The organism is Tersicoccus phoenicis, assembly GCF_001968835.1.
Classification (GTDB): domain Bacteria; phylum Actinomycetota; class Actinomycetes; order Actinomycetales; family Micrococcaceae; genus Tersicoccus; species Tersicoccus phoenicis.
Map to the genome: position 1 here is coordinate 22540 of NZ_MRDE01000050.1, position 25168 is coordinate 47707.

Genomic DNA, 25168 nt, shown 5'->3' on the forward strand with positions numbered 1-25168 from the left:
GGACGGGTGCGCCCGTCACAGCGACACACGAGAGGCCGACGGCCCCGGGCCACCGGGGCGGCCGGCAAGTGAGGTGGTACCGCGCTCGCGGCACCGGCGACGAGCCGGCACGGGCGTCCTCGCACGCAGAGACGACAGACGTGCGAGCGCAGATGAGGATGTCACCCGTGTACCCCAAGGCCTCCGTCCGCGGCAACAGCGGCACCAGCGGCGAGAACGCCGGCCCCAGCTTCCCGGCCATCGAGGAGCTGGTCCTGCAGTACTGGGAGGCGGACGGCACCTTCGCCGCGTCCATCGAGAACCGGCCCGCCGGCGACGACGGGGAGAACGAGTTCGTCTTCTACGACGGGCCGCCTTTCGCCAACGGCCTGCCGCACTACGGGCACCTGCTCACCGGCTACGTCAAGGACCTGGTCGGGCGCTACCAGACGCAGCGCGGCAAGCGGGTGGAGCGCCGGTTCGGCTGGGACACCCACGGTCTGCCCGCCGAGCTGGAGGCGATGAAGCAGCTCGGCATGACGGACAAGGCCGAGATCGAGGCCATGGGCATCGACCGGTTCAACGACGCCTGCCGCGCCTCGGTGCTCAAGTACACCCGGGAGTGGCGCGACTACGTCACCCGGCAGGCCCGCTGGGTCGACTTCGACCACGACTACAAGACCCTCAACGTCGAGTACATGGAGTCGGTCCTGTGGGCGTTCAAGACGCTGCACGAGCGGGGCCTGACCTACTCCGGTTTCCGTGTGCTGCCCTACTGCTGGCATGACGAGACGCCCCTGTCCAATCACGAGCTGCGGATGGACGACGACGTCTACCAGATGCGTCAGGACCCGTCCGTCACGGTCGCGTTCCCCGTCGTCCCGTCGGGCCACGCGCTCGACGACGCGCTCGCCGGGGTGCGGCTGCTCGCCTGGACGACGACGCCGTGGACCCTGCCCACCAACTTCTCCATCGCCGTCGGGCCGCAGATCCGCTACGCCGTCGTCACCTCCCCGGAGGGGACAGCGCAGGAGGGGACAGCGCAGGAGGGGACAGCGCAGGAGGGGACAGCGCAGGCGGGGACAGCGCAGGCGAGGACGCGCAGCCTGCTGGCCGAGTCCCTCGTCGGCGCCTACGCGAAGGACCTGGGGTTCGCCGACGCCGACGCCGCGACCGCCGCGATCGAGGCCACCTTCGACGGTCCCGAGCTGGCCGGACTGCGCTACGCGCCGCTCTGGGACTACTACACCGACGTCGAGACCTGGGGCACGCAGCACGCCTGGCAGGTGCTCGTCGAGGAGTACGTGACGACGACGGACGGCACCGGGCTCGTCCACCAGGCCTCCGCCTACGGTGAAGAGGACCAGCGCTCCAGCGAGGAGGCCGGCATCCCGGTGATCCTCTCCGTCGACGAGGGCGCGAAGTTCCTGCCCATGTTCGGGGACGCGCGATATGCGGAGGGCGACGACGCCGAGGCGCCGCTGGCCGCGATCGCCGGCCTGCAGGTGTTCGAAGCGAACCGGCCGATCATCCGCAATCTGGCCGCGTCCGGCCGGCTGGTCCGCGAGGCCAGCTACGAGCACTCCTACCCGCACTGCTGGCGGTGCCGAAACCCGCTGATCTACAAGGCCGTCTCCTCCTGGTTCGTGGAGGTGACGAAGATCAAGCAGCGGATGGTCGAGCTGAACCAGCAGATCACCTGGATCCCGGAGAACGTCAAGGACGGCCAGTTCGGCACGTGGCTGGCCAACGCCCGGGACTGGTCGATCTCCCGGAACCGGTACTGGGGCAGCCCGATCCCGGTGTGGCAGTCGACCGACCCGGCGTACCCGCGCACCGACGTATACGGCTCCCTCGCCGAGCTGGAGGCCGACTTCGGCGTCCTGCCCCGCAACCACGACGGCGAGGTGGACCTGCACCGCCCGTTCATCGACGAGCTGACCCGGCCCAACCCGGACGACCCGCGCACCCCGGAGCAGGGCCAGTCGGTGATGCGGCGGGTCGAGGACGTGCTCGACGTGTGGTTCGACTCCGGGTCCATGCCGTACGCCCAGGTGCACTACCCGTTCGAGAACGAGGACTGGTTCGAGCACCACAACCCGGCCGACTTCATCGTCGAGTACATCGGGCAGACCCGCGGCTGGTTCTACACGCTGCACATCCTCGCCACCGCCCTGTTCGACCGGCCGACGTTCCGCAACGTGATCAGCCACGGCATCGTGCTCGGCTCGGACGGGCAGAAGATGTCCAAGTCGCTGCGGAACTACCCGGACGTCTCCGAGGTGCTGGACCGGGACGGCTCCGACGCGATGCGCTGGTTCCTGATGTCCTCGCCGATCCTGCGTGGCGGCAACTTGGTCGTCACCGAGCAGGGCATCCGCGACGGCGTCCGGGCCGTGCTGCTGCCGCTGTGGAACGCGTGGCACTTCTTCGCCCTGTACGCCAACGCGGCTGGAAAAGGTGCGGGCTACGACGCGGTCCGTCGCACCGAGGCCACTGACGTGCTGGACCGGTACCTGCTGGCCACCACCGGCACCCTGGTCCGGGACATGACCACGGCGCTGGACGCGTACGAGGTCTCCGACGCGTGCGACGCGCTGCGGGACTACCTGGACGTGCTGACCAACTGGTACATCCGCCGGTCCCGGGAGCGGTTCTTCGCGGAGGACACCGACGCGTTCGACGTGCTGTACACCTGCCTGGAGACGGTGACCCGGGTCGCCGCCCCGCTGCTGCCCCTGGTCGGCGAGGAGATCTGGCGCGGCCTGACCGGCGGCCGGTCCGTGCACCTGACGGACTGGCCCGACGCCGGTCAGTTCCCCGCCGACGAGGCGCTGCTCGCCGCGATGGACGCCACCCGGCGGATCTGCTCCACCGGCTCCAGCCTGCGCAAGGCCAACAACCTGCGGGTGCGGCTGCCGCTGGCGTCGATGACCGTCGTCACCCCGCACGCGGCCGCGCTGGAGGGCACCTTCGCCCGGATCATCGCCGACGAACTGAACCTCAAGGACGTGCGCCTGGTCGACGCCGGCACCGCCGACGCGGCCCAGTTCGGGGTCAGCCAGCAGCTGTCCGTCAACGCCCGCGCCGCCGGGCCGCGCCTGGGCAAGGGCGTGCAGGCGGTGATCAAGGCCGCCAAGGCCGGCGACTGGTCGGTGACCGACGCGGCCGGTGCGGGTGACGCGGCCGGTGCGGGTGACGCGGACGGAGCGGGCGACGGCGAGCCGACGGTGGTGGCCGGCGGCGTCGAACTGCGGCCCGGCGAGTACACGCTGCAGACGGTGGTGGCCGACGACGGCGACGGTGCCGGCGGCGGCAGGAGCGCCGCGGTCGCGGTGCTGCCCGGCGGCGGCTTCGTCGTCCTGGACACGGCGCTGACCCCGGAGCTGGAGGCCGAGGGCGTCGCCCGCGACACCGTCCGCACGGTCCAGCAGGCCCGCCGCGAGGCCGGCCTGGACATCAGCGACCGGATCCGCACCCGCATCACCGGCCCGGCCGCGCTGCTGGCCGCCCTGAGGGACAACGAGGAACTGGTCACGGGGGAGACGCTGATGGCGGAGCTGACGCTGGTCGAGGGCGCGGACACCGGCGTCACGGTCGAAAAGATCGACGTGGAGAAGACGGAGCAGGTTCAGGAGGCCCAGCGATGAGCGATCACGACGACCGCAACCGCGGCCGCGACGAGAACGACGCGAGCGACGACATGGGCGACGACGAGCTGACGCCCGAGGAGCGGGACGCCGGTCAGATGCGGGACCTGCTGGGATTGGAGGACGCCGACGTCGTCGGGGACCCCTTCGCCGTGGACGACTCGGACACCGGGTCGGCGCTGCCGACCGATCAGGACACCACGGCCGCGGACGAGTTCTCCGTGGCCAGCGTCTACGCCGAGCTGCTCGCCCGGGCGCCGGAGAACAAAATGGAGCCGCGGCTGGACCCGCTGCGTCGGGCCGTCGAGATCCTGGGCGACCCGCACCGCGTGGCCCCGGTCATCCACGTCACCGGCACCAACGGCAAGACGTCGACCGCCCGGATCATCGAGTCGGTGCTGCTGGCGCACGACCTGCGCACCGGCCGGTACACCAGCCCCCACCTGACCTCGGTCACCGAGCGGATCAGTATCGACGGGGCGCCCGTCTCCGATGAGACGTTCGTGCGGGTCTGGGACGAGGTGCGGCCGTACCTGCAGATCGTCGACGGGGAGCTGACCGACGCCGGCCAGCCCCGGCTGACGTACTTCGAGTGTCTGACGATCCTGGCGTTCGCGGTGTTCGCCGACACGCCGGTCGACGTCGTCGTGCTCGAGGTCGGCATCGGCGGCAGCTGGGACGCGACGAACGTGGCCGACGGCGTGGTCAGCGTCATCACCCCCATCTCCCTGGACCACACCGACGTCCTCGGCGACACGATCGAGGAGATCGCGGACACGAAGGCGGGCATCATCAAACGCGGTGGCTTCCTGGTCAGCGCGGCCCAGCCGGTCGAGGCGGCCGAGATCCTGCTGGCCCGGGCGCAGGACGTCGGCGCCCAGTACCGGTTCGAGGGCATCGAGTTCGGCGTCGAGTCCCGGAACGTGGCCGTCGGCGGCCAGCAGCTGACCATCAACGGCCTGGCGGCACGGTACGAGGATCTCGTCCTGCCGCTGCACGGCGAGCACCAGGCGGAGAACGCGGCGGTCGCCGTCGCCGCCGTCGAGGCGTTCCTCGGCGCGGGGGAGAAGGAACTGAACGTCGAGCTCGTGCGGGAGGGCTTCGCCGCCGTCCGCTCCCCGGGCCGACTGGAGACCGTCCGCACCGACCCGCCCGTCGTCGTCGACGCCGCCCACAACCCGGCCGGCATCGCCGCGACCGTCACGGCCCTGCGGGAGGCGTTCGCGTTCTCCCGCGCCGTCGTCGTGCTCGGGGTGCTGGTGGAGAAGGACGCCGAGGGTATCCTGGCCGCGCTGCGGGACGCGTTCGCGGACATGCCGGTCACCGTGGTGGTGACCCGGTCGTCCTCGCCGCGCGCCATCGAACCGACCGAGCTGGCCGAGCTGGCGCAGACCTGGTTCGCGGAGGAAGCGGTAGTGGTCGAGGAGTCCCTGGACAACGCGCTCGCCACGGGCATCCAGCTCGCCGACGACCCGCAGCAGTTCGACGGGCTGGTCCTGGTCACCGGGTCCATCACCCTGATCGCCGAGGCCCGCATCCTGCTGGGCGCCCGAGGAGACGAGAGATGAGCACCGCGTCGCAGCCCGGCGAGCCCCGGCCCGGATCGGCGGGGCGGTCGACGAAGGAACGCTCCACGAAGGTGATGTTCGCTTCCGTCGTGCTGGTCACCGAGGCGTTCATCGTGTTCTTCGCGACCCTGGTCGGATACGGCCTGCTCCGGAACCTGCCGACCGCCGCGGTGCTGGGCGTCGGCGTCGTGCTCGCCGTCCTGCTGCTGGCCACCTGCGCGGTGCTCACCCGCCGTGGCGGCTTCGCCGTGGGCTGGGTGCTGCAGGTGCTCGTGCTCGCCACCGGGTTCTTCGTGCCGATGATGTTCGTCGTCGGTGTCCTGTGTGTGGCCGCGTGGTGGTACGGGCTGCGGGCCGGCGGTCGGGTGGACCGGGAGAACCGGCAGCGAGCGCGGGAGCAACAGGAGTGGGAACGGCAGCACCCGCTGCCGGAGTGAGGACGCGAACGGCGGCGTTCCCGCTCCCGATGAAGCCTCCTCAGGCCGGGAAGCGCCGCCGAAGGGCCGCATGCACCGCGCCCGGCGTGGGGCCGGCACTACTCGACACGGCACCGGCGTCGTCCGCTGAAACACCGCTTGCCTCCCCCCTGCCCGCGGCGGCGACGGCGTCGTCCGCCAGGTGCAGGATCGCGCGGGCGCCCGCACCGATCCGGGGGAGCGGCCCGGTGAGGGTCAGCACGTCCCGGGCGAGGAGCACCTCGATGGCGAGGAGGTCGTCGAGCAGGCTCAGGGCGTCCTCGGTCTTGTCCACGGACAGCGGCGCCGACGTCGCGTGGTCCTCCACGCCGAGGTCGAGGGGCGGGGAATCGAGGGTGGCCGGGGCGGCGAGCAGCTTGAGCTCAGCGAGGGCCGCGGCCGCCGCGTAACGCAACTGCAGGCCGGGCGCGGGCTCGTCCGACGGCGGGCCGCCGGAAGCCACGGCCGTCATGGCCGCCTCCCACAGGTGACTCATCCGCCGGTCGCTGAGCTGCCCCACGTGGGCGATGGCGATCCGCAGCGCGTCCAGCCCGATCGCCATCACCATCGGGTGGAAGTTGCCGGTGCTGATCATCGTCCGGCTCTGCAGATCGACCAGCGGATTGTCGCTGGCGGCGTTCAGCTCCACCTCCACCGCGGCCGCAACCACCGCGAGCTGGTCCCGCAGCGCTCCGTGCACCTGGGGCACGACCCGGAAGGACAGCGCGTCCTGGACGGAGTGCGGCCCGTCCGGATCGAGCAACCGGCTGCCGGTCAGCTCGGTGCGCAGGTGATCGGCCGCCGCGATCTGCCCGGGGTAGGGCTTGGCCGCGGCCACGACGGGCAAGGTGATGGAGGGGTTGGCGTCGGTGGCCTCCATGGACAGCGCGACGGCGGTGTCAGCCGCCGGGACGGTGCGCTCGGCGTGCTCGATCACGAGGGCGGCGGCGCCCACGGACACGGCGTTGGAAGAGATCAGCGCGAGCCCGTCCTTGCCCTCGAGCCGGAGCGGGGCGATGCCGGCTCGGCGCAGCGCCTCTGCGCCGGGCAGCTCGACGCCGTCGTGCTCGGCGCGTCCGCTCCCGACGGCGACCTGCGCCACCCAGGCGAGCTGACCCAGGTCGCCGGCGCCGACGGAGGCGATGCGGGGCAGCACCGGGTGGACCCCGGCGTTGAGCATGGCGGTCAGCGTGTCCGCGACCGCCGGGCTCGCACCGGACCCGCCGCGGGCGATGCCGTTGAGCCGGACGGCGAGCGCGGCCCGGACATGGCTGGTGCTCAGCGGAGGACCGAAGCCGCCGGCGTGGGAGCGGATCAACCACTCCTGCTGCCGGGTGACCTGCTCGGCCGAGACGCGGGTGTCCTTGCCGTGGCCGACCTGGGTGGTCAGCCCGTACACCGCCTCCCCGGTGTCGAGCACGTGGTCCACCACCGCGCGGGCGGCGGCGATCCGCCCACGTGCGTCGGGAGCAAGGTGCACCCGCTCGCCGTGCACCACGGCCAGGAGCTCGCGCAGGGACATCGGTGCGGCCGAGATGGTGACTGCCATGGCTTCTCTCCCGGAACTGGGGTGAACAGGAGAAGACTGATGCTGGTGTCAGCATCTCACGCTGCAGCGATGGCGTTCCGGCTTCGATGGCGCCAGAATGGCGTTGTGCCTAGCGTGCAGATCAAGGACGTTCCCGAGGCGACTCACGCGGTTCTCCGCCAACGAGCCGCGGCCGCGCATCAGTCCCTCCAGGAATACCTCCGGTCGCGGCTGATCGACGAGGCCAGTCGACCAACCCTGGAGGATGTTCTGGCTCGGGCCGGGGGCCGCGCCGGTGGTTCAGCTCCGTTCTCCGACACGGTCCGCGCTGTGCGGGATGACCGTGATCGTCGTTGACGCCAGTGTGCTCGCACCGCGCTCGCCGATGACGATACGGACGGCGATCGCGCACGTGCCAGGTTGGTCGGGCCCGCGCTGCGGGATCGAGACCATCGGCGCCGTGTGATCGCGCTCGCATTCCGGCCGCCGTCGGCCCACGTAGAGTTAGGGCCGGAATTCCACCGGGCACGTGTCCGGTGGCACGCGGCACGGAATGGAGTGAATGTGGCTGTCGAACGCACCCTCGTCCTGGTCAAGCCCGACGGCGTCTCGCGCGGTCTGAGCGGGGCCATCCTGGCCCGGGTGGAGGCGAAGGGCTACACGCTCACCGACCTCAGGCTCGTGACCGCCGACCGGGCGATGCTCGAGCAGCACTACGAGGAACACGTCGGCAAGCCGTTCTACGAGCCGCTGGTCGAGTTCATGCTCTCCGGCCCGATCGTCGCCGCGGTCTTCGAGGGGCAGGGCGTCATCGCCGGCTTCCGGTCGCTGGCCGGGACCACGGACCCGACGACGGCGGCACCGGGCACCATCCGCGGCGACCTCGGGCGCGACTGGGGCCTGAAGGTGCAGCAGAACCTGGTGCACGGCTCCGACTCGCCCGAGTCCGCCGAACGCGAACTCGGCATCTGGTTCGGCTGAGCCGCCGCAGCCGCCGTCGCTGAGCCGCCGCACCCGCCGTCGCTGAGCCGCCGTCGCTGAGCCGCCGGGCCAGCGGTCTGTCGCGTGAGTCTGGGCCCGGCGCCCGTCAGCGGACGAACAGTCCCGCGAAGCGCAGGAAGATCGAGGCGATCACCCCGATGGCGAGCAGAACGGCGATCGGCCACGCGGCGTCCTGCGCGATCGCCGCGACGCGCGGGGAGGCCGGGATGACCCCGTGACTGAGGTTGCGCACCGTCGTGTGCACGAACAGCACGATCATCACGGCCCACACGATCATGCAGTAGATACACAGGGCGCCGATCACGTAGACCGCCTGGAACCACAGCCACACGCAGAAGATGAAACCGAGCGCGACCGCGGCGTTCAGCGTCAACCAGTACCAGCGGGCGAACCGGGCGCCGGAGAGCAGCGACGCGCCGACCGTGATGATGATCGCGAACGAGACGATCCCGATCAGCGGGTTCGGGAACCCGAACAGTTGGGCCTGCCAGGACTTCATCACGGTGCCGCAGGAGATCAGCGGGTTGATGTCGCAGCTGGTGACGCGGTTCGGGTCCTTCAGGAGAGCGAACTCCTCGAGCACCAACTCGCCCGCCGCGAGGAACCCGATGACGCCGCCGACGATGTACATCCAGCCGAACTGGACCCGCCGGCAGAGCCGGGGCATCGCCCGGTCGACGTCGTCGCGCACACCGTCGTCGCGCTCGTCGTCGTGCGCGCCGTTGCGATCGCTGCCGGCGGAGTGCCGCGTGTGAGAGTCTGACTTCACGGAAGGGATCCTGACTGATCGGTGACGGCCGGCGGGCTGCTGCCGGTGCGTCCGCGCTCGTGCACGGCGGTGCGGTGCTGATTCTAGCGAAGGCGTCTGTTCACCGCCCGACGGGCGTCGCGCGTGCCGCCGGTCCCGCCCGGACCGGATGTGAGAGAATGACCGGGATCGGCTCGCGGTCCACAACGGCGGGTCGGTCCGGCAACAATCGGTGTGGAGGCCGACGCTGGTGTCCTGGACACCGGCGTCGACGTCGCCAGAACGCGACCGACCCGACGGCGAGGCGAGCGGTACCCGCCCTTCGCCCGTCGGGTACACGCGCCGCCACCCGGACGTTGACGGCCTGAGCGTGCGGCAGCGCCCCTTTCGCGGCGCCACCGCTCAGGTGAGCAACTCAAGTTTCCGGCCGCCGGGGAACCGCCCGGTGAGGCCGGTCAAGTCGCCTCGGGGCGCCGGTTGTGGACGGAGTGCCGGGGCTGGAGTACAGCTGAATATGACTATGGACAACACTGGTTCCGTCACGGAACCGGAGCAGACGCCCGAATCGTCGACCACCGCCGCCGGTGAGACCACCGACGACACCTCGACCGGATCCGTCGCCGAGGAGCCGGCCACGAAGCCCGCCCGCCGGCGCAGCAGTCGGCGCACCACGCCGACCACCGCCACGGACGGCGCGACGGCGGAGGAGGTCACCACCGCGGAGACGGCGAGTCCGGCGCAGACCACGGTCGACGGGCCCGTTCCCTCCACCGCTGAGGATCGGGCCGAGGCCGCCACGAGCACCGCCGAGGGCGGGGACGTTTCCGCGGCCGCGGAGGACACGGACGACCACGTCGCGCAGAAGGCGGCCTCCCGGAGCACGGGTGCCCGTGCCCGCACCACTGGCACCCGGACTACTGGCAGCCGGACGAGCAGCACCCGAACGAGCAGCCGGAAGAAGGCGGCCGAGGCAGGCGAGGCTCCCGCCGAGGCGGCTGCGCCGAACGAGGCCGACGCGGCTGCAGCTCCGGCCGGGGACGAGACGCCCACGGTCGGCGAACAGAGTGCCGTCGAGGCCCCCGCGGAGACCGCCGAGGATCGGGCGGAGGCCGCATCGGCGGCAGCCGAAACCCCCGCGGCCGCCGAGCCGGAGGCTGTGGAGGAGACCCCGACCGAGGACGCCGCTACCGCCGCGGAGGCCGTCGAGCCCGATGCCGCGGCACAGACCCCGACCGGGAACGGCGCGTCTGAGGACACCGGCCCCGAAGCCGCCGAGCCCGCGCCGTCGCCGATGTCGCTGCTGTTCCAGGCGCCGGACCTGGACCAGCTGCAGGAACAGGTGCGGGCCCGGGCGCAGAGCCGCAAGGCCCAGACCGCCGAGGCCCACGAGATCGAGGAAACCGAGGACACCGACGACGACGGCGAGGGCGATGACGGCGACGGCCGCGGTCGGAGCCGTCGGGGTGGTCGCCGGGGCCGCGGTCGCGGCCGCAGCAGCTCTGGCGGGTCCGACTCGACGGACGAGGCGAGCACGGCCGCCGACGCGGACAGCACGACCGAGAACGAGACCGGGGCCGAGACCGCCGAGCGGACCGGCGACCGGAGCGCCGCGAAGGACGAGGACACCGGCGAGACGTCGTCGAGGCGTCGTCGTCGTCGCCGTCGTGGCGACGCCGACCTCGAGCTGACCGGTGGCGAGGACGACGACCCGCCGAACACCGTCACCCGCGTCCGCGCGCCGCGGTCCCGGGCGGAGGCACCCAGCAACAAGGTCACCTCCGTCAAGGGATCGACCCGGCTGGAGGCCAAGCGGCAGCGTCGCCGGGAGTCCCGCGAGACCGGGCGCCGTCGGCACGGCATCACCGAGGCGGAGTTCCTGGCCCGCCGGGAGTCGGTCGACCGGCAGATGATCGTCCGGCAGGTCGAGGAGCGGATCCAGATCGGCGTGCTGGAGGACGGCGTGCTGGCCGAGCACTTCGTGTCCAAGACGCAGCAGGACTCCCTGATCGGCAACGTCTACCTCGGCAAGGTGCAGAACGTGCTGCCCTCGATGGAGGCGGCGTTCATCGACATCGGGCGCGGCCGCAACGCCGTGCTGTACGCCGGCGAGGTCAACTGGAACGCGCCCGGGCTGGAGGGCCAGCCGCGCCGCATCGAGGTGGCCCTGAAGTCCGGCGACCCGGTGCTCGTGCAGGTCACGAAGGACCCGATCGGCCACAAGGGCGCCCGGCTGACCAGCCAGATCTCCCTGCCCGGCCGGTTCCTGGTCTACGTGCCGGGCGGGTCGATGACCGGCATCTCCCGCAAGCTGCCGGACAACGAGCGCCAGCGGCTGAAGAAGATCCTCAAGGACCGGCTGCCCGAAGGTGCCGGCGTCATCGTGCGCACCGCGGCGGAAGGGGCCAGCGAGGAGGAGCTGACCAACGACATCAACCGGCTGCGCGCCCAGTGGGAAGGCATCCAGCAGACCGCGCAGGCGCCGAAGACCCTCGCCCCCCAGATGCTCTACGCGGAGCCGGACCTGACCATCAAGGTGGTCCGGGACGTGTTCAACGAGGATTTCTCCAAGCTGATCGTCTCCGGCGAGCACGCCTGGGACACCATCGAGGCCTACGTCACCTACGTCGCGCCGGACCTGCTCTCCCGGCTGGAGAAGTGGGAGAAGGACGAGGACCTGTTCACCGCGTCGCGCATCGACGAGCAGATCGCCAAGGCGCTGGACCGCAAGGTCTTCCTGCCCTCCGGCGGCTCCCTGGTGATCGACCGCACCGAGGCGATGACCGTCGTCGACGTCAACACCGGCCGGTTCACCGGTTCGGGGGGCAACCTCGAGGAGACCGTCACCAAGAACAACCTCGAGGCGGCCGAGGAGATCGTCCGGCAGCTGCGGCTGCGCGACATCGGCGGGATCATCGTCATCGACTTCATCGACATGGTGCTCGAGGCGAACCGGGACCTCGTGCTGCGCCGGCTGGTCGAATGCCTCGGCCGGGACCGGACGAAGCACCAGGTCGCCGAGGTCACCTCGCTCGGACTCGTGCAGATGACCCGGAAGCGGATGGGTACCGGCCTGCTCGAGGTGTTCTCCGAGAGTTGCGAGGCCTGTGGCGGACGCGGCATCATCACGCACGGCGAGCCGGTCGAGCACCGTCGACACGCCGGCGGCGGCAATGGCGGCGGTGGCAACGGAAACGGCGGGTCCGGCAACGGCTCGGGTAACGGGCCCGGCAGGAGCGAGAAGAAGCGGAACCGCCGGTCCTCCTCCGAGGGGGCGGCCGAGCCGGCCGCGCCGGCGCCGACGCAGGACCCTGAGGCCGCCGAGCGAGCGGCCAAGGCCCGCGCCGCGATGGGGAACATCGCCAAGGCGCTGCACCCGACGGACGAGCACGGTGAGCACGGTGAGACGGCGGAGGCCGCTCCGGCGGCGTCCGCCGAGATGATCCCGGCCGAGGCGTCAACCGCGGGACCGTCGGCCGGGCCTGGGGAGCACGTCTCCGGGGCCGAGGGGGAAGCGCGACCGAGCCGCCGGGACCGCCGTCGTCGTGGCCGGGGCCGGAAGCGGCGCGAGATCGCGGAGAACGCCCCGGCGGAGACTCCGTCGGACGACGGGAGCGCCGCAGGTCACGCAGAGCCCGGCGGCGACGTCGAGTTGACCCTCAACGGTGAGCGGGTGACCGTCCCGCACGGACACCGGGCTTCCAGTGGTGACGGCGATCTCACGCTCGATTCGCTCAGTCGCGCGTTCGACGCGGCCGGGTCCGGCCGGGGAGCACGGCAGCCGGATGACGCCGTCGCCTCGGCCGTGCGGAACGCCCTGCTCGCCGCCGACGCCGCCGACGACGGTGAGGTCGGCGACGACGTCGTCGCCGTCGAGGATGTCGCGGTCCGGGCGATCGACGCGGCCGCTGCCGGCGCCGACGCGACCGACCCCGGTGCCGACGTCGACCCGGCCGGTACCGGTCGAGCCGACGCCGTGGCCGCCGCGGCCTTCCCCGCCGAGACGCCCACCGGTGCCCCGGCCGAGGAGCCCGCCCGGCCGCGCCGACGGTCGCGGCGCGCCGCGAGCAGCGGGGTGGGGGACGCGTCGACCATCACGGTCGTGGACACCGCCACCCGCGCCGACACCGAGCCGGCCGCCGTGTTCTCCTCCGCAGACGCCGCGACCCGGGGCCGTGCCGACCAGCACGGACAGGAGCCGAGCCGCGAACCGGCGGCCGCGCCCACCGTGCTCGGCGTCGGTGTCTCCGCGGCGGACCTCGCACGGCCGGACGAGGAACCGGCCAGCGGCGCGGGCGAATCCAGCGGCCAGAACAAGTCCCATGGTGAGGACGGGTCGAACGGCGCGGACGGAACGGAACAGACGCACGGCCCGGCGACGGACGGCGGGGAGGTCGCCAGCGTCGAGTGAGCCGGCGCTGATACGCTGCCACCAGTGACACGGGGTGCCCCCAGCGGGCTGAGATGACACCCGTCGAACCTGATCTAGTTAGAACTAGCGAAGGGATGTCGCCGTGAACGACGTCGAACCGTCCTCTACCGGTCTGCCCTCTGACCTGCCCGCGCACGCCGCTCGGCTGCTGCACGCCGTCCGGCAGGAGCAGCCGCTGATCCAGTGCCTGACCAACAGCGTGGTCACCAACTACACGGCCAACGTGCTGCTCGCGGTCGGCGCATCCCCGGCGATGACCGACATCGGCGGCGAAGCGGGTCCGTTCGCGCGGATCGCGTCCGGACTGTTGGTCAACCTCGGCACCCCGACCCCCGAGCAGCGCCTGGCGATGCGGGAGGCGGTCGCGGCCCGCCGGTCCGTCGGCGGGCGCTGGGTGCTGGACCCGGTCGCGGTCGGAGCCCTGCCGGTCCGCACCGCGCTGGCCGCCGACCTGCTCGACGTCGGGCCCACCGTCATCCGCGGCAACGCCTCCGAGATCCGCGCGCTGGCCGGGCAGGCCGGCGGCGGCCGCGGTGTCGACAGCACCGACAGTGCCGCCGACGCCGTTCCCGCCGCGATCGACCTCGCCGCGCGGACCGGGGGAGCGGTCGCCGTCTCCGGCGCCGTCGACGAGGTCGTCGGGGCTCCGGCGCGGGTTGGGGGGGATACCGGCGGCGCCGTCGAGCGGTACCGGAACCACCACGACGCCGCCCTGTTGACCAAGGTCACCGGCGGCGGCTGCGCGCTCGGCGCCGTGATCGCGGCGTTCCTGGCCGTCGGGCCGGACGACAGCCCCGCGATCTGCGCGGCGCTGGCCACCGGCTACTACACGCTCGCTGCCCGGCAGGCCACGGAGGTCAGCACCGGGCCGGGATCGTTCGCCGTCGCCCTCCTGGACCGGCTCGCCGCGATCAGTCCCGACGAGTTCGCCGCCGACACCGGGCTGAGCGTCGTCCCCGCGACCGCCACCGACGACGACGCAAACGCGTCCGCCGCGACCGCCGCGACCGCCGTCGACACCGCCGCGACCGCCGTCGCCGCGTCCGCCGCGACCGTCGAGACCGCCGTCGACACCGCCGCGACCACCGAATCCGCCGCCGTCCGGACCGGGGCGACCCGATGAGGCCCGACGCCCTGACGCTGTACCTGGTCACCGACTCCCGGCTCTCCGGTCCGCGGGGTGTGCTCGACGTCGTCACCGCCGCGGTCGCCGGAGGGGTCACCTGCGTGCAGGTCCGCGACAAGAACGCCTCCGGGCGTGCCCTGCTCGAGCTGGTCACGGCGGTCGCCGACCGGGTCGGTGACCGGGTTCCGGTGCTCGTCAACGACCGGGTCGACGTCTACCTCGCCGCGCGCGACGTCGGGGTCGCCGTCGCCGGCGTCCACGTCGGTCAGCAGGACCTGCCGGTCACGGCGGTCCGCCGGCTGATCGGCCCGGACGCGGTCCTCGGCCTGAGCGCGGCCACGACGGACGAGCTCGACGCGGTCGCGGCGCAGCCGGACGGCACCGTCGACTACCTCGGCATCGGCGCCGTGCACGCCACCGCGACCAAGCCCGACGCCCCCGCACCGCTGGGCGTCGACGGGTTCGCCCGGGCCGTCGCGCACGCGCTCGACGGCAGCGGCCTGCCCGCCGTGGCGATCGGTGGGGTCGGCCCGGAGGACGCCGCGGCCCTGCGCGGAGCCGGCGCCACCGGCATCGCCGTCGTCTCCGCGATCTGCGCCGCCCCCGACCCGCGGACCGCGGCGTGGACGCTGCGCACGGCGTTCGGACCGGTCCCGACCGACGCCGGGGTGTCCGACGACGGGGTGCCCGACGACGGTGCCGCCCCCGGTGGTGACTGGTGACCGTCCGGGTGCTGAGCATCGCCGGCACCGATCCCACGGGCGGGGCGGGCGTGCAGGCGGACCTGAAGTCCATCGCCGCGCTCGGCGGCTACGGCATGGCCGTCGTCACCTGCCTCGTCGCACAGAACACTCACGGCGTGCGCAGCGTGCACACTCCACCTGTCGCGTTCCTGCGCGAGCAGTTGGACGCGGTCTCGGACGACGTCACCATCGACGCCGTCAAGATCGGCATGCTCGGAACCGCCGACGTCGCCGCCACCGTGCACGCCTGGCTGAGCGACCAGCGCGCGGCCGGTCACCGGTTCCCCGTCGTCCTCGACCCCGTGATGGTCGCCAGCAGCGGGGACCGGCTGCTCGACCCGACCGCCGAGGACGCCGTCCGGGCGCTCGCCTGCGCCCACGCGGACCTGCTCACCCCCAACCTGGCCGAGCTGGCCGTCCTCGACGGCGCCGCGGACGAACTCGGCGAGCGGGCCTCCGAGCTGTCGGGCTCCAGCCCGTCCGGCGGACCAGGGCGAGATCGGTCCGAGTCCGGCGAGCAGCTGTCCACCTGGGATGCCGCCCTGGCGGCGGGCCGCCGGGTGGCCTCGGCGACCGACAGCATCGTCCTGGTCAAGGGTGGTCACCTGTCGGGGAATCGGACACCGGACGCCCTCGTCGCCCCTGACGGCGATGTGCTCGCGGAGGTCGCCGAGCCCCGGGTGCCCACCCGGAACACCCACGGCACCGGCTGCTCGCTGTCCTCGGCGATGGCCACCCTGTACGCCCGCACCGGCGCGTGGCCGGCGTCGCTCGCGGCGGCGAAGCGGTGGCTGACCGGTGCGCTGGCCGCGGCGGACGGGCTCGACGTCGGATCCGGCAACGGACCGGTCCACCACGGCCACCATCTGGATGCTGCCGTCGACGACTACCTGGCGGAGCCGGTCCCGTTCACGGACCCAGTCAGCGCAGGATCGGGAACTGCATCGGGTAGACGTAGAGTTCGCCGCGGTTGGCCTTGATGGCGCCGGAGATGTGGAAGATGATCGCGAGGACGAAGGCGGCGATCCAGAGCAGGATGGCCAGCGGGATCAGGATGATCGTGAACAGGCTGATCCACGCCGCGAGGTTCACCAGCCACACCGTCACGGAGAAGTTGAAGGCGCCTGCGGCGGTCCGACGCACGAACGGGCTGCCCTGCCGGTAGATGAACCAGATGACGAGCGGACCGACGAAGCCGAGCCAGCCGACGCTGATGAACATCGCCACCAGCGGGATGACGTGCGTGACGACGGCCATCGTGCGGTCCTGCGGTGCGGCACCGTAACCCTGCAGGCCCGGACCGTGACCGCCGTCCGGCGAAGGACCGCCGTCGGGGGAGGGACCGCTCTGCGAAGGCCGCGACCCTTCCGGCGGCGTGGAAGGGAACGGAGGCGTGCTGCTCATCTCCCCAGTATCCCGGTGAACGGGCCGCCAGGCGAGAGGACCTGGCGCCCGATGGGGCGGCGCGTGCTCGTTCCCGTGAGTTGGTGACTTCCGCCCGCCCGTCCTCACCGACCCACGCCCTGCTGCATTTGCAGGCGTCACTGCCGGTGACGTATCCTGAGGAGTCGGTGCCGGGCCTGAAGTCGGTGCACTGCGATCTCGAGCGATGAACCCGGGTCGTGGTCCGCTCGCCCCACCGCACACCGGCCGACCCGTTGAGGGAAACGCCGCAAGACTTTTGTCCGAGACTGTCGAGAGAAGTGAGTTCCCAAGTGGTGTACGCGATTGTCCGCGCTGGCGGCCGCCAGGAGAAGGTCGCGGTCGGCGACCTCGTCACCCTCGATCGCCTGCCCGGGGACGCCGGCAGCACCATCGAGCTGCCCGCGCTCCTTCTGGTCGACGGCGACAAGGTGACCTCGGCCGCCCAGGAGCTGGCCAACGTCACGGTCACCGCCGAGGTGCTCGGCGACCTCCGTGGCCCGAAGATCTCCATCCAGAAGTTCAAGAACAAGACCGGCTACAAGAAGCGGCAGGGCTTCCGTGCGGATCTCACGCGCGTGAAGATCACCTCGATCGCCTGAGTCACCGACACCTGAAGGCAGGCACAAGCTATGGCACACAAGAAGGGCGCAAGCTCCACTCGCAACGGTCGTGACTCGAACGCCCAGTACCTGGGCGTGAAGCGCTTCGGCGGCCAGACCGTCAACGCCGGCGAGATCCTGGTCCGCCAGCGCGGCACCCACTTCCACCCGGGCCTGAACGTCGGCCGCGGCAAGGACGACACCCTGTTCGCCCTCTCCGCCGGCGCCGTCGCGTTCGGCAGCCGGCGCGGTCGCCGGGTCGTGGACATCGTCACCGCCGACACCGTCGCGGTCTAAGTCACCACGCAACTGACGTCAGGGCAGGCCGCTCGCGGCCTGCCCTGACGCGTATCCGGGTACACGTCTGCGAAGACGACAGCACGGACCCTCACACCAGCACCACCCCACGAAAGGAACACGCGTGGCCAGCTTCGTCGACCGTGTCGTCCTGCACGTCTCCGGCGGCGACGGCGGCCACGGCTGCGTCTCCATCCACCGGGAGAAGTTCAAGCCCCTCGGCGGTCCCGACGGCGGCGACGGCGGCAACGGCGGCGACGTCGTCCTGCGCGTCGACCCGCAGACGACGACGTTGCTCGGCTACCACCGGGCCCCGCACCAGCACGCCGGCAACGGCGGCCCCGGCAAAGGCGATCACCGTGACGGCACCGCCGGGCAGAGCCTGGTGCTCTCCGTGCCGGACGGCACCGTGGTCAAGTCGCTCGACGGCGAGGTCCTCGCCGACCTCGTCGGGGAGGGCTCCGAGTACGTCGCCGCGTCCGGCGGCCAGGGCGGCCTCGGCAACGCGGCGCTCTCCTCCCCGAAGCGCAGGGCCCCCGGCTTCGCGCTGCTGGGCATCGAGGGACAGGCCCGCGACCTCGTGCTCGAGGTCAAGTCCATCGCCGACATCGCCTTCGTCGGCTTTCCCTCGGCCGGCAAGTCCAGCCTGATCGCCGCGCTCTCGGCCGCCCGCCCCAAGATCGCCGACTACCCGTTCACCACCCTGGTCCCGAACCTCGGCGTCGTGCAGGCCGGCTCGACCCGGTACACCGTCGCCGACGTGCCCGGGTTGATCCCCGGGGCGAGCGAGGGCCGGGGCCTGGGCCTGGAGTTCCTGCGCCACGTCGAACGCTGCGCCGCGCTCGTGCACGTGCTCGACTGCGCGACCCTCGAACCCGGCCGGGACCCGATCAGCGACCTCGAGGCGCTCGAGACCGAGCTGGACGCCTACGCCGTCGACGCCAGCTTCGCCGGGCCCGGCGGCGACGTCGTCCCGCTGAACGAGCGGCCCCGGCTGGTGGCGCTGAACAAGATCGACGTCCCCGAGGCCCGGGAGCTCGCCGACTTCATCCGGCCCGACCTCGAGGCCCGCGGCTACCGCGTGTTCGAGATCTCCACCGCCAGCCACGAGGGACTGCGCGAGCTCTCCTTCGCGATGGCGCAAATCGTCGAGGACGCCCGCGCCGCGCGCGCCGAGACGCCGGCCGCCCCGCGCATCGTGCTCCGGCCGCGGCCCGTCGACCGCGGCGGCCGGGGCGGCCGGGGCGACTACGTCATCACCCGCGAGGAGCGCAGCCTCAAGCCGCTGTTCCGCATCCGCGGCGACAAGCCCGAGCGCTGGGTCGCGCAGACCGACTTCGCCAACGAGGAGGCCATCGGCTACCTCGCGGACCGGCTCGCCAAGCTCGGCGTCGAGGACGGGCTTTTCAAGTCCGGCGCCAAGCCGGGCGACACCGTCGTGATCGGCGGCGAGGACGGCGTGATCTTCGACTGGGAGCCGACCATGGTCGCCGGCGCGGAGCTGCTGGCAGGCCCGCGCGGCACCGACCTGCGCCTGCTCGAGGCGGAGTCCCGACCCACCCGCAGCCAGAAGCGGCAGGACTTCCACGACCGGATGGACGCCAAACAGGCCGCGCGCGACGAGCTGGAGGCGGAGCGCCGGGCCGGGATCTGGACGAGCGGCGCCGGCGCTGAGTCGTCGAGTACCCCGCCGCCGGGTAGGGCGTCGAAGGTCACCGAGTCGAAGGCCACCGAGTCGAAGGCCACCGAGCGGACGGGTACGGAGGACACCGGCGACGAGGACGGCGCGTGAGCGTCAGCCGGCGTCGCAGCCCGATCACCGCCCGCACCGAGGTCCCCACCGCCGGCCGCGTCGTCGTCAAGGTCGGATCGTCGTCGTTGACGTCCCTCGGCGGCGGGCTGGACGAGGATGCCCTCAGCCGGCTGTCCGAGGTGCTGGCCGCCACCCGGCTGAGCGGGCAGGAGATCATTTTGGTCAGCTCGGGGGCCATCGCCGCCGGGTTGGCCCCGCTCGGGCTGACCCGCCGCCCCAAGGATCTGGCCAGCCAGCAGGCCGCCGCCGGCGTCGGGCAGGGCCTGCTGATGGCCCGCTACACCCGCGCTTTCGGCGAGCACGGCATCGTCACCGGCCAGGTGCTGCTGACCGCGGACGACCTGATCCGCCGCACCCAGTACCAGAACGCGCACCGTGCCCTCACCCGGCTGCTCGCCCTCGGGGTGCTGCCCATCGTGAACGAGAACGACGCCGTCGCCACCCACGAGATCCGGTTCGGCGACAACGACCGGCTCGCCTCCCTCGTCGCGCACCTCGCTCACGCCGACCTGATGATCCTGCTCTCCGACGTCGACGCCCTCTACGACGGACCGCCCGCGCACGGGGCGCAGCGGATCGCCGAGGTGAGCGGTCCGGAGGATCTCGCGGCGCTGACCATCGGCAGCACCGGTCGCGCCGGCGTCGGCACCGGCGGGATGGCCACCAAGGTGGAGGCGGCGACCATGGCCGCCGCCAACGGCATCCCGGCCCTGGTCACCTCGACCGGGTACGCGGCCGCGGCCCTCGGCGGGGACCCCGTCGGCACCTGGTTCCACACCACCGGCAACCGGCACCCGATCCGGCTGATGTGGCTGGCGCACCTGGCCACCATCCGGGGCCGGCTCGTGCTCGACGACGGCGCCGTCAAGGCCGTCCGCGACCGGCGCCGCTCGCTGCTGCCCGCCGGCATCGTCGCCGTCACCGGCAGCTTCGCCGCGGGCGACCCCGTCGAGCTGGCCGACCGCAGCGGCGAGGTGATCGCCCGCGGGCTGGTCAACTACGGCTCCGACGAACTGCCGCAGATGCTCGGCCGCACCACGTACGACCTGGGGGAGCAGCTGGGCCAGGACTACGAGCGGGAGGTCGTGCACGTCAACGACCTCGTCCTCGCCTGACCGCCCCACTCTCCGCCCCCGCTCTTCCGTCGCCGTCGCCCTCCGCCACCCCCGCCCTCCTCCTTCGATCGACTGGTCAATAGGTGGCCGTTTGGTCGCGCCGACAGCGGAGAAACGCGCGTCCATTGACCAGTCGATGAGGGGGACCCGCCAACGCCTCCGGCCGCCACCCCGCTCTTTGATCGACTGGTCACTTGTTGGGTGTTAGATCGCCGCGGCGGCGTGAAAACCCGCATCTATCGACCAGTCGACGAGGGGGCCGGCGGCCGGGGACCCGTGGTTCGATGGGGTATGAGCGAACTGCGGAACATCACCGGCCCGATCGCCTTCCACGCCGAGGGGCCCGTCTGGTCACCGGTCTGGGGCGGGCTGCGGTACGTCGACATGTTCGCCGGCGACCTGCTGACCCTGACCGGCGACGGTGACGGCGGCGTCACCCGCCGGCACGTCGGCAAGCTCGCGGCGTTCGTCCGGCCCCGGCGCAGCGGTGGCTTCGTCGTCGGGCTGTGGAACCAGTTGGCGCTGACCGACACCGACGACGACGGCACCGACGAGTACACCGGTGACCTGCGGCTCCTGCCACCGGTGTGGGAGGACCCCGACATCCGGTTCAACGAGTGCGGCGTCTCCCCGGCGGGCACGCTGTACGCGGGGTCGATGCACGTGGACCAGGTGAAGGGCGCGGGCACCCTGTACCGGTTCGGCGCGGACGGCAGCATCGAGGTCACGGCCGACCACGTCACCGTCTCCAACGGCCTCGGCTTCACCCCCAACGGCGCCCTGGCCTACTACGCCGACACGCCGACCGGCCGGATCGACGTGTTCGACAACGTGGATGACCGGCTGGTCAACCGGCGGCCCTTCGTCGAGGTCGACGGCGGCGACGGGCCCGGCAGCGGCCGCCCGGACGGGCTGTGCGTCGACGCCGAGGGGGCGGTCTGGACCGCCGTCAACGGCAGCGGGGTGGTGCACCGGTACGACGCCGACGGCGTCCTGACCGACCGGGTCGAGGTGCCGCCCAGCCAGCCCACCGCGTGCCGGCTCGGCGGGGACGACCTGCGCACCCTCTACATCACGACGTCGCGGGAGAACCTGCCCGACGACGCCGAGCCCGAGGCGGGCAGCGTGTTCGCCATCCGGGTCGCCGTCCCCGGCCTGCCGGTCGAGCCCGTCGCCCACTGAGGGCCGTTGTTGCGAGGACGGCGCGGCGAGCCCGCGCGGCTGCCTCACGCGGCGTCGTCGTGAACCGACTGCGCCAGCGGCCCCGCCTCACGGGTCGGCCTCCACCCCGTTGACTATGCGATTTCTGGGGTTCTGACGCCGTCGACACCCCAGAAATCGCATATTCAACGAGGGCAGGTCAGGCCTGGGCCCCGCCATCCACCGCCTCACCTGTCGCCGGGACCGAAGCCGGACGACGGTCAGGTGCGGGTACGCCGCTTCCAGTGCGGGCACCCGATCGCGGTACTTCCGCCGCGTGGAGATCGCCCACCTCACGACATGCTCACGGTCGGTGAAGAAGGTGCGCAGCGGGGGCTCGACATTGCCGTTCCACAGCACCTCACGCCGGAGTCGACGTCGGAGGGTGCGCCGGCGCGAGGCAGCACCGTCGTCCAGAACGGCAGGTCGAGCCACACCACCAGGTCGGCGCGCTCGGCCAGGAGGGGCCGAGCGATCCGGTACCGCAACTCGGTGGTCCAGGAGTCGCCTGCCACCAGCTCGCGGACGTCGTCGACGAACGACGCGCGGGGCGTCCAGTCGGCGCCGTGGTAGAGGCCATCGATCTCCACGTGTCGGCCCCGAACGACGTCGGCCACGCGGCCAGCGAGGGTCGTCTTGCCGGCGCCGGACACGCCCGCGACGGCCACGCGGCGCGGTCGGTGGGGCAGTGGGTGGTCGTACGGCAACACCAGGTCTGCCCCCGGTCGGACTCGTCGTCCACGGCCCGATCTTCTCAGCGAGCGACTACGCTGCGAGCGCCGTCTCTTTCCCGTGGCATGCTCCACTGGTGTGGGACGACAGGCATGACGGCCGTTCCCGAGCACCCGCGATTCTTCCAGTCCGCCGATCCCCGACAGAAGGAGCCCCCACCATGGTCGCCTCGATCGCCCTCCCACGCGTCATGCGCATCGGCGCCGGTGCCATCGAAGAGCTGGGCACCGTCGTCGCCGACCTGGGCCTGCACCGGCCGCTGATCGTCACCGATGCCTTCATGACGAGCACCGGTGCGGCCGAGCGGATGAGCGGCATCCTCACCAGGGCCGGCCTCACCCCGGGCCTGTTCTCCGGGGCCGTGCCGGACCCCACCACGGACAGCCTCCACGCCGGGCTCGAGGCCCTTCGCGAGCACGACGCCGACGTCGTCGTCGGCTTCGGCGGCGGCAGCCCCATGGACACCGCCAAGGCCCTGGGTCTGCTCGGTCGCCAGGGCGGCAGCATGGGCGACTACAAGGCGCCCCACAACAACACCGGGCCGGCCCTTCCGGTGGTCGTCGTGCCCACCACCGCAGGAAGCGGCTCCGAGGCCACCCAGTTCGCGATCATCACGGACAGCGCCACCGACGAGAAGATGCTCTGTCCCGGCATCGCCTTCCTCCCCACCGCCGCCATCATCGACTACGAGCTCACGCTCTCCATGCCGCAACGGCTGACCGCGGACACCGGGGTGGACGCCCTCACTCACGCCATCGAGGCCTACGTCAGCCGCAGGGCGAACCCCTTTGCCGACAGCATGGCGCTCACGGCGATCACGACCATCAGCACCGCGCTGCCCCGCGCCTACGCCGACGGCACCGACGCCCGAGCGCGGGAGCAGATGATGCTCGCCGCGACCCAGGCCGGTATCGCCTTCTCCAACTCCAGCGTCGCGCTCGTCCACGGCATGAGCCGGCCCATCGGGGCGCACTTCCACATCGCCCACGGCCTCTCGAACGCCATGCTGCTGCCGGCCGTGACCGCGTTCTCCCTTTCCGCGGCGGAGTCCCGCTACGCGGACTGCGCCCGGGCTTACGGCGCGGCTGCCGAGGCCGACGACGACGCCACCGCGGCCCGCAAGCTGCTCGACGCCTTGACCGGGCTGTGCCGCGACGTCGACGTGCCTACGCCCGAGTCGTACGGGATCGACCGCGAACGCTGGCAGAATCTTGTTCCGCTGATGGCCGAGCAGGCCGTGGCCTCCGGTTCCCCGGCCAACAATCCCAGGGTCCCCACCGAGGCCGAGATCCAGGACCTCTACGCGCAGATCTACCCCTGACGGGCGCTCGATAGACTTGCCCGATGACGACAGTCACCCAGCATTCCGGCAAACCCGCGGACGGTCGGCGTGGGGACATCGGGACCACCACCGGCGGCCGCCAGGACGCGGCCGGCAACGCCCCGGCCGAGAGTGCCGACAACGAGAACGCCGGCGCCGTCGTCGACGACGCCACCGCAACCGCCGTCGAGCGTATCGCCGACGCCGCGAAGGCCGCCGCGAAGGTCCTCGCCCGCGCCAACCGGGCCACCAAGGACGCCGCCCTGCGCGCCATCGGGACCGCGCTGGTCGAGCACCAGGACCGCATCCTCGCCGCCAACCAGCGCGACCTCGCCGACGCGGACGTCAACGGGGTGACCGCGAGCCTCAAGGACCGGCTGCGGTTGACTCCCGAGCGGATCGCCGGCCTCGCCGCGGCGCTGGAGAACCTCGCGTCCCAACCCGACCCGGTCGGCACCGTCGTGCGCGGCCAGACCCTGCCCAACGGGTTGCGACTGCGGCAGGTGCACGTGCCCCTCGGTGTCGTCGGCGCCATCTACGAGGCGCGGCCCAACGTCACCGTCGACATCGCCGGCTTGGCGCTGAAGAGCGGCAACGCCGTCATCCTGCGGGGTGGGACCGCCGCGGCACACTCCAACGCCGCCTTGGTCGAGCTGATCGGCGAGGCGCTGACCGGGCAGGGCCTGCCCGCCACCGCCGTGCAGACCATCGACGCGTACGGCCGGGCCGGAGCGAACGCGCTGATGCGTGCCCGCGGCCGGGTCGACGTCCTGATCCCGCGCGGCGGGCGGTCCCTGATCCAGACCGTGGTCCGCAACGCCCAGGTCCCCGTGATCGAGACCGGGGAGGGCAACGTGCACATCTACGTGGACGCCTCCGCGGACCCGGAGACGGTCACCCCCATCGTCCTGAACGCCAAGACGCAGCGGCCCAGTGTCTGCAACACCGTGGAGACGCTGCTCGTGCACCGCGACTTCGCCGGTCTGGAGTCGGTGCTGCGGGCCGCCGCCGATGCCGGGGTGCGGCTGCACGTCGACGAGCGGATCGCCGCCGCACTGCCCGCCGACGTGCCCACCCAGGCGGCCACCGCGGAGGACTGGGCCACCGAGTACATGGACCTGGACCTCGCCGTCGCAGCCGTCGACTCGATGGACGCCGCGATCGAGCACATCGACCGGTACACCACCCGGCACACCGAGGCGATACTGACCAACGACCTGGCCAACGCCGAGCGGTTCATCGCCGAGGTCGACGCCGCGGCGGTCCTGGTGAACGCGTCCACCCGGTTCACCGACGGCGGCGAGTTCGGCCTCGGCGCCGAGGTGGGCATCTCGACGCAGAAGATGCATGCCCGCGGTCCGATGGGCCTGACCGAGCTCACGACCACCAAGTGGATCGTGCAGGGCGACGGACAGGTCCGCGCATGACGGCGACCGCC

Annotated in this window: 20 protein-coding genes, 1 pseudogene and 1 riboswitch; of the genes and pseudogenes, 17 read left to right on the plus strand and 4 right to left on the minus strand. The window is 72.2% G+C overall.

The genetic code is table 11. From position 1 onward, the window contains the following. Window positions 1-152 precede the first annotated feature (152 nt). From ileS to BKD30_RS07880, 3 genes are read left to right on the plus strand one after another with little or no spacing between them, the layout of a single operon-like run. A complete protein-coding gene (gene ileS / locus BKD30_RS07870) occupies window positions 153-3629 on the plus strand; it encodes an isoleucine--tRNA ligase (RefSeq protein ID WP_143588114.1) in 3477 nt (1158 codons plus the stop codon). Then, window positions 3626-5197: a bifunctional folylpolyglutamate synthase/dihydrofolate synthase gene (locus BKD30_RS07875; protein WP_162841966.1), complete on the plus strand. Its 1572-nt coding sequence runs from the start codon at window positions 3626-3628 to the stop codon at window positions 5195-5197. The genes ileS and BKD30_RS07875 overlap by 4 nt, the downstream gene beginning before the upstream one ends. Further along, the gene (locus tag BKD30_RS07880) at window positions 5194-5634 is read left to right on the plus strand and encodes a DUF4233 domain-containing protein (RefSeq protein ID WP_076703805.1); all 441 of its coding nucleotides are present in this window, start codon (window positions 5194-5196) and stop codon (window positions 5632-5634) included. The genes BKD30_RS07875 and BKD30_RS07880 overlap by 4 nt, the downstream gene beginning before the upstream one ends. Window positions 5635-5674: 40 nt before the next feature. On the opposite strand, the gene BKD30_RS07885 is transcribed toward BKD30_RS07880, so the two are convergent. Further along, window positions 5675-7201 carry an aromatic amino acid ammonia-lyase gene (locus BKD30_RS07885; RefSeq protein ID WP_076703806.1) on the minus strand — a complete coding sequence of 509 codons (1527 nt, stop codon included), beginning with the start codon at window positions 7199-7201 and terminating at the stop codon, window positions 5675-5677. A 69-nt stretch (window positions 7202-7270) separates the two neighbouring features. On the opposite strand from BKD30_RS07885, the gene BKD30_RS17070 reads away from it, so the two are divergent. The 3 genes from BKD30_RS17070 (at window position 7271) to ndk (ending at window position 8161) form a co-directional block, all read left to right on the plus strand. Further along, window positions 7271-7537, plus strand: a complete 267-nt coding sequence (locus tag BKD30_RS17070; RefSeq protein WP_408033368.1) for a FitA-like ribbon-helix-helix domain-containing protein — start codon at window positions 7271-7273, stop codon at window positions 7535-7537. Continuing rightward, on the plus strand, window positions 7518-7646 hold the full coding sequence (locus tag BKD30_RS16865; protein ID WP_268874372.1) for a hypothetical protein: 129 nt from the start codon (window positions 7518-7520) through the stop codon (window positions 7644-7646). Before BKD30_RS17070 ends, BKD30_RS16865 begins: the two co-directional genes overlap by 20 nt. 98 nt (window positions 7647-7744) lie before the next feature. Beyond that, the gene (gene ndk, locus BKD30_RS07895) at window positions 7745-8161 is read left to right on the plus strand and encodes a nucleoside-diphosphate kinase (protein ID WP_076703808.1); all 417 of its coding nucleotides are present in this window, start codon (window positions 7745-7747) and stop codon (window positions 8159-8161) included. Window positions 8162-8267: 106 nt separating this feature from the next. On the opposite strand, the gene BKD30_RS07900 is transcribed toward ndk, so the two are convergent. Next, complete coding sequence (locus BKD30_RS07900; RefSeq protein WP_235861562.1) at window positions 8268-8951, minus strand: vitamin K epoxide reductase family protein; 684 nt, start codon at window positions 8949-8951, stop codon at window positions 8268-8270. A 493-nt stretch (window positions 8952-9444) separates the two neighbouring features. On the opposite strand from BKD30_RS07900, the gene BKD30_RS07905 reads away from it, so the two are divergent. The 4 genes and pseudogenes from BKD30_RS07905 to BKD30_RS07920 all read left to right on the plus strand — a co-directional run. Next, window positions 9445-13338 carry an Rne/Rng family ribonuclease gene (locus BKD30_RS07905; RefSeq protein ID WP_235861563.1) on the plus strand — a complete coding sequence of 1298 codons (3894 nt, stop codon included), beginning with the start codon at window positions 9445-9447 and terminating at the stop codon, window positions 13336-13338. A 20-nt stretch (window positions 13339-13358) separates the two neighbouring features. Then, window positions 13359-13451, plus strand: a riboswitch (TPP riboswitch). After that, window positions 13442-14482 (plus strand): hydroxyethylthiazole kinase, encoded by a 1041-nt coding sequence (thiM, locus tag BKD30_RS07910; RefSeq protein WP_076703811.1) that lies wholly within the window; start codon window positions 13442-13444, stop codon window positions 14480-14482. (Overlaps the previous riboswitch by 10 nt.) Then, complete coding sequence (gene thiE, locus BKD30_RS07915; protein WP_076703812.1) at window positions 14479-15207, plus strand: thiamine phosphate synthase; 729 nt, start codon at window positions 14479-14481, stop codon at window positions 15205-15207. The genes thiM and thiE overlap by 4 nt, the downstream gene beginning before the upstream one ends. Beyond that, window positions 15204-16094 (plus strand): annotated as a pseudogene (locus tag BKD30_RS07920) (bifunctional hydroxymethylpyrimidine kinase/phosphomethylpyrimidine kinase); the annotation flags it as partial. The gene thiE and the pseudogene BKD30_RS07920, both read left to right, overlap by 4 nt. Before the next feature lie 55 nt (window positions 16095-16149). Here the strand turns inward: BKD30_RS07920 and BKD30_RS07925 are convergent. Continuing rightward, window positions 16150-16632: a DUF4870 domain-containing protein gene (locus BKD30_RS07925; RefSeq protein WP_083956130.1), complete on the minus strand. Its 483-nt coding sequence runs from the start codon at window positions 16630-16632 to the stop codon at window positions 16150-16152. Between the two features lie 311 nt (window positions 16633-16943). Between BKD30_RS07925 and rplU the strand changes: the two genes are divergently transcribed. The 5 genes from rplU to BKD30_RS07950 all read left to right on the plus strand — a co-directional run bounded on the left by rplU (window position 16944) and on the right by BKD30_RS07950 (window position 21659). After that, a complete protein-coding gene (gene rplU / locus BKD30_RS07930) occupies window positions 16944-17252 on the plus strand; it encodes a 50S ribosomal protein L21 (protein ID WP_076703815.1) in 309 nt (102 codons plus the stop codon). 30 nt (window positions 17253-17282) lie between these two features. Further along, the gene (gene rpmA / locus BKD30_RS07935) at window positions 17283-17549 is read left to right on the plus strand and encodes a 50S ribosomal protein L27 (protein ID WP_076703817.1); all 267 of its coding nucleotides are present in this window, start codon (window positions 17283-17285) and stop codon (window positions 17547-17549) included. A 124-nt stretch (window positions 17550-17673) separates the two neighbouring features. After that, window positions 17674-19341, plus strand: a complete 1668-nt coding sequence (gene obgE / locus BKD30_RS07940) for a GTPase ObgE (protein ID WP_083956131.1) — start codon at window positions 17674-17676, stop codon at window positions 19339-19341. Then, the gene (gene proB / locus BKD30_RS07945) at window positions 19338-20477 is read left to right on the plus strand and encodes a glutamate 5-kinase (protein ID WP_076703818.1); all 1140 of its coding nucleotides are present in this window, start codon (window positions 19338-19340) and stop codon (window positions 20475-20477) included. The genes obgE and proB overlap by 4 nt, the downstream gene beginning before the upstream one ends. 291 nt (window positions 20478-20768) lie before the next feature. Then, window positions 20769-21659, plus strand: coding sequence for an SMP-30/gluconolactonase/LRE family protein (locus tag BKD30_RS07950; RefSeq protein ID WP_076703820.1), 891 nt, complete (start codon window positions 20769-20771; stop codon window positions 21657-21659). Between the two features lie 311 nt (window positions 21660-21970). Here the strand turns inward: BKD30_RS07950 and BKD30_RS07955 are convergent, their stop codons facing one another. After that, window positions 21971-22345, minus strand: a complete 375-nt coding sequence (locus BKD30_RS07955) for a P-loop NTPase family protein (protein WP_076703821.1) — start codon at window positions 22343-22345, stop codon at window positions 21971-21973. Between the two features lie 224 nt (window positions 22346-22569). On the opposite strand from BKD30_RS07955, the gene BKD30_RS07960 reads away from it, so the two are divergent. Further along, the gene (locus tag BKD30_RS07960) at window positions 22570-23730 is read left to right on the plus strand and encodes an iron-containing alcohol dehydrogenase (RefSeq protein ID WP_076703823.1); all 1161 of its coding nucleotides are present in this window, start codon (window positions 22570-22572) and stop codon (window positions 23728-23730) included. A gap of 23 nt (window positions 23731-23753) precedes the next feature. Next, a complete protein-coding gene (locus BKD30_RS07965) occupies window positions 23754-25157 on the plus strand; it encodes a glutamate-5-semialdehyde dehydrogenase (RefSeq protein ID WP_083956132.1) in 1404 nt (467 codons plus the stop codon). The last annotated feature ends 11 nt before the right edge of the window (window positions 25158-25168 follow it).

Bases quoted from the DNA above. Each gene is read 5' to 3' on its own strand.
- BKD30_RS07905 (WP_235861563.1), top strand. From the start codon at position 9,445: ATGACTATGGACAACACTGGTTCCGTCACGGAACCGGAGCAGACGCCC.
- BKD30_RS07960 (WP_076703823.1), top strand. From the start codon at position 22,570: ATGGTCGCCTCGATCGCCCTCCCACGCGTCATGCGCATCGGCGCCGGT.
- BKD30_RS07950 (WP_076703820.1), top strand. From the start codon at position 20,769: ATGAGCGAACTGCGGAACATCACCGGCCCGATCGCCTTCCACGCCGAG.
- BKD30_RS07965 (WP_083956132.1), top strand. From the start codon at position 23,754: ATGACGACAGTCACCCAGCATTCCGGCAAACCCGCGGACGGTCGGCGT.
- thiE (WP_076703812.1), top strand. From the start codon at position 14,479: ATGAGGCCCGACGCCCTGACGCTGTACCTGGTCACCGACTCCCGGCTC.
- BKD30_RS17070 (WP_408033368.1), top strand. From the start codon at position 7,271: ATGGCGTTCCGGCTTCGATGGCGCCAGAATGGCGTTGTGCCTAGCGTG.
- BKD30_RS07885 (WP_076703806.1), bottom strand. From the start codon at position 7,201: ATGGCAGTCACCATCTCGGCCGCACCGATGTCCCTGCGCGAGCTCCTG.
- BKD30_RS16865 (WP_268874372.1), top strand. From the start codon at position 7,518: ATGACCGTGATCGTCGTTGACGCCAGTGTGCTCGCACCGCGCTCGCCG.
- ileS (WP_143588114.1), top strand. From the start codon at position 153: ATGAGGATGTCACCCGTGTACCCCAAGGCCTCCGTCCGCGGCAACAGC.
- BKD30_RS07875 (WP_162841966.1), top strand. From the start codon at position 3,626: ATGAGCGATCACGACGACCGCAACCGCGGCCGCGACGAGAACGACGCG.
- BKD30_RS07880 (WP_076703805.1), top strand. From the start codon at position 5,194: ATGAGCACCGCGTCGCAGCCCGGCGAGCCCCGGCCCGGATCGGCGGGG.
- BKD30_RS07925 (WP_083956130.1), bottom strand. From the start codon at position 16,632: ATGAGCAGCACGCCTCCGTTCCCTTCCACGCCGCCGGAAGGGTCGCGG.
- rpmA (WP_076703817.1), top strand. From the start codon at position 17,283: ATGGCACACAAGAAGGGCGCAAGCTCCACTCGCAACGGTCGTGACTCG.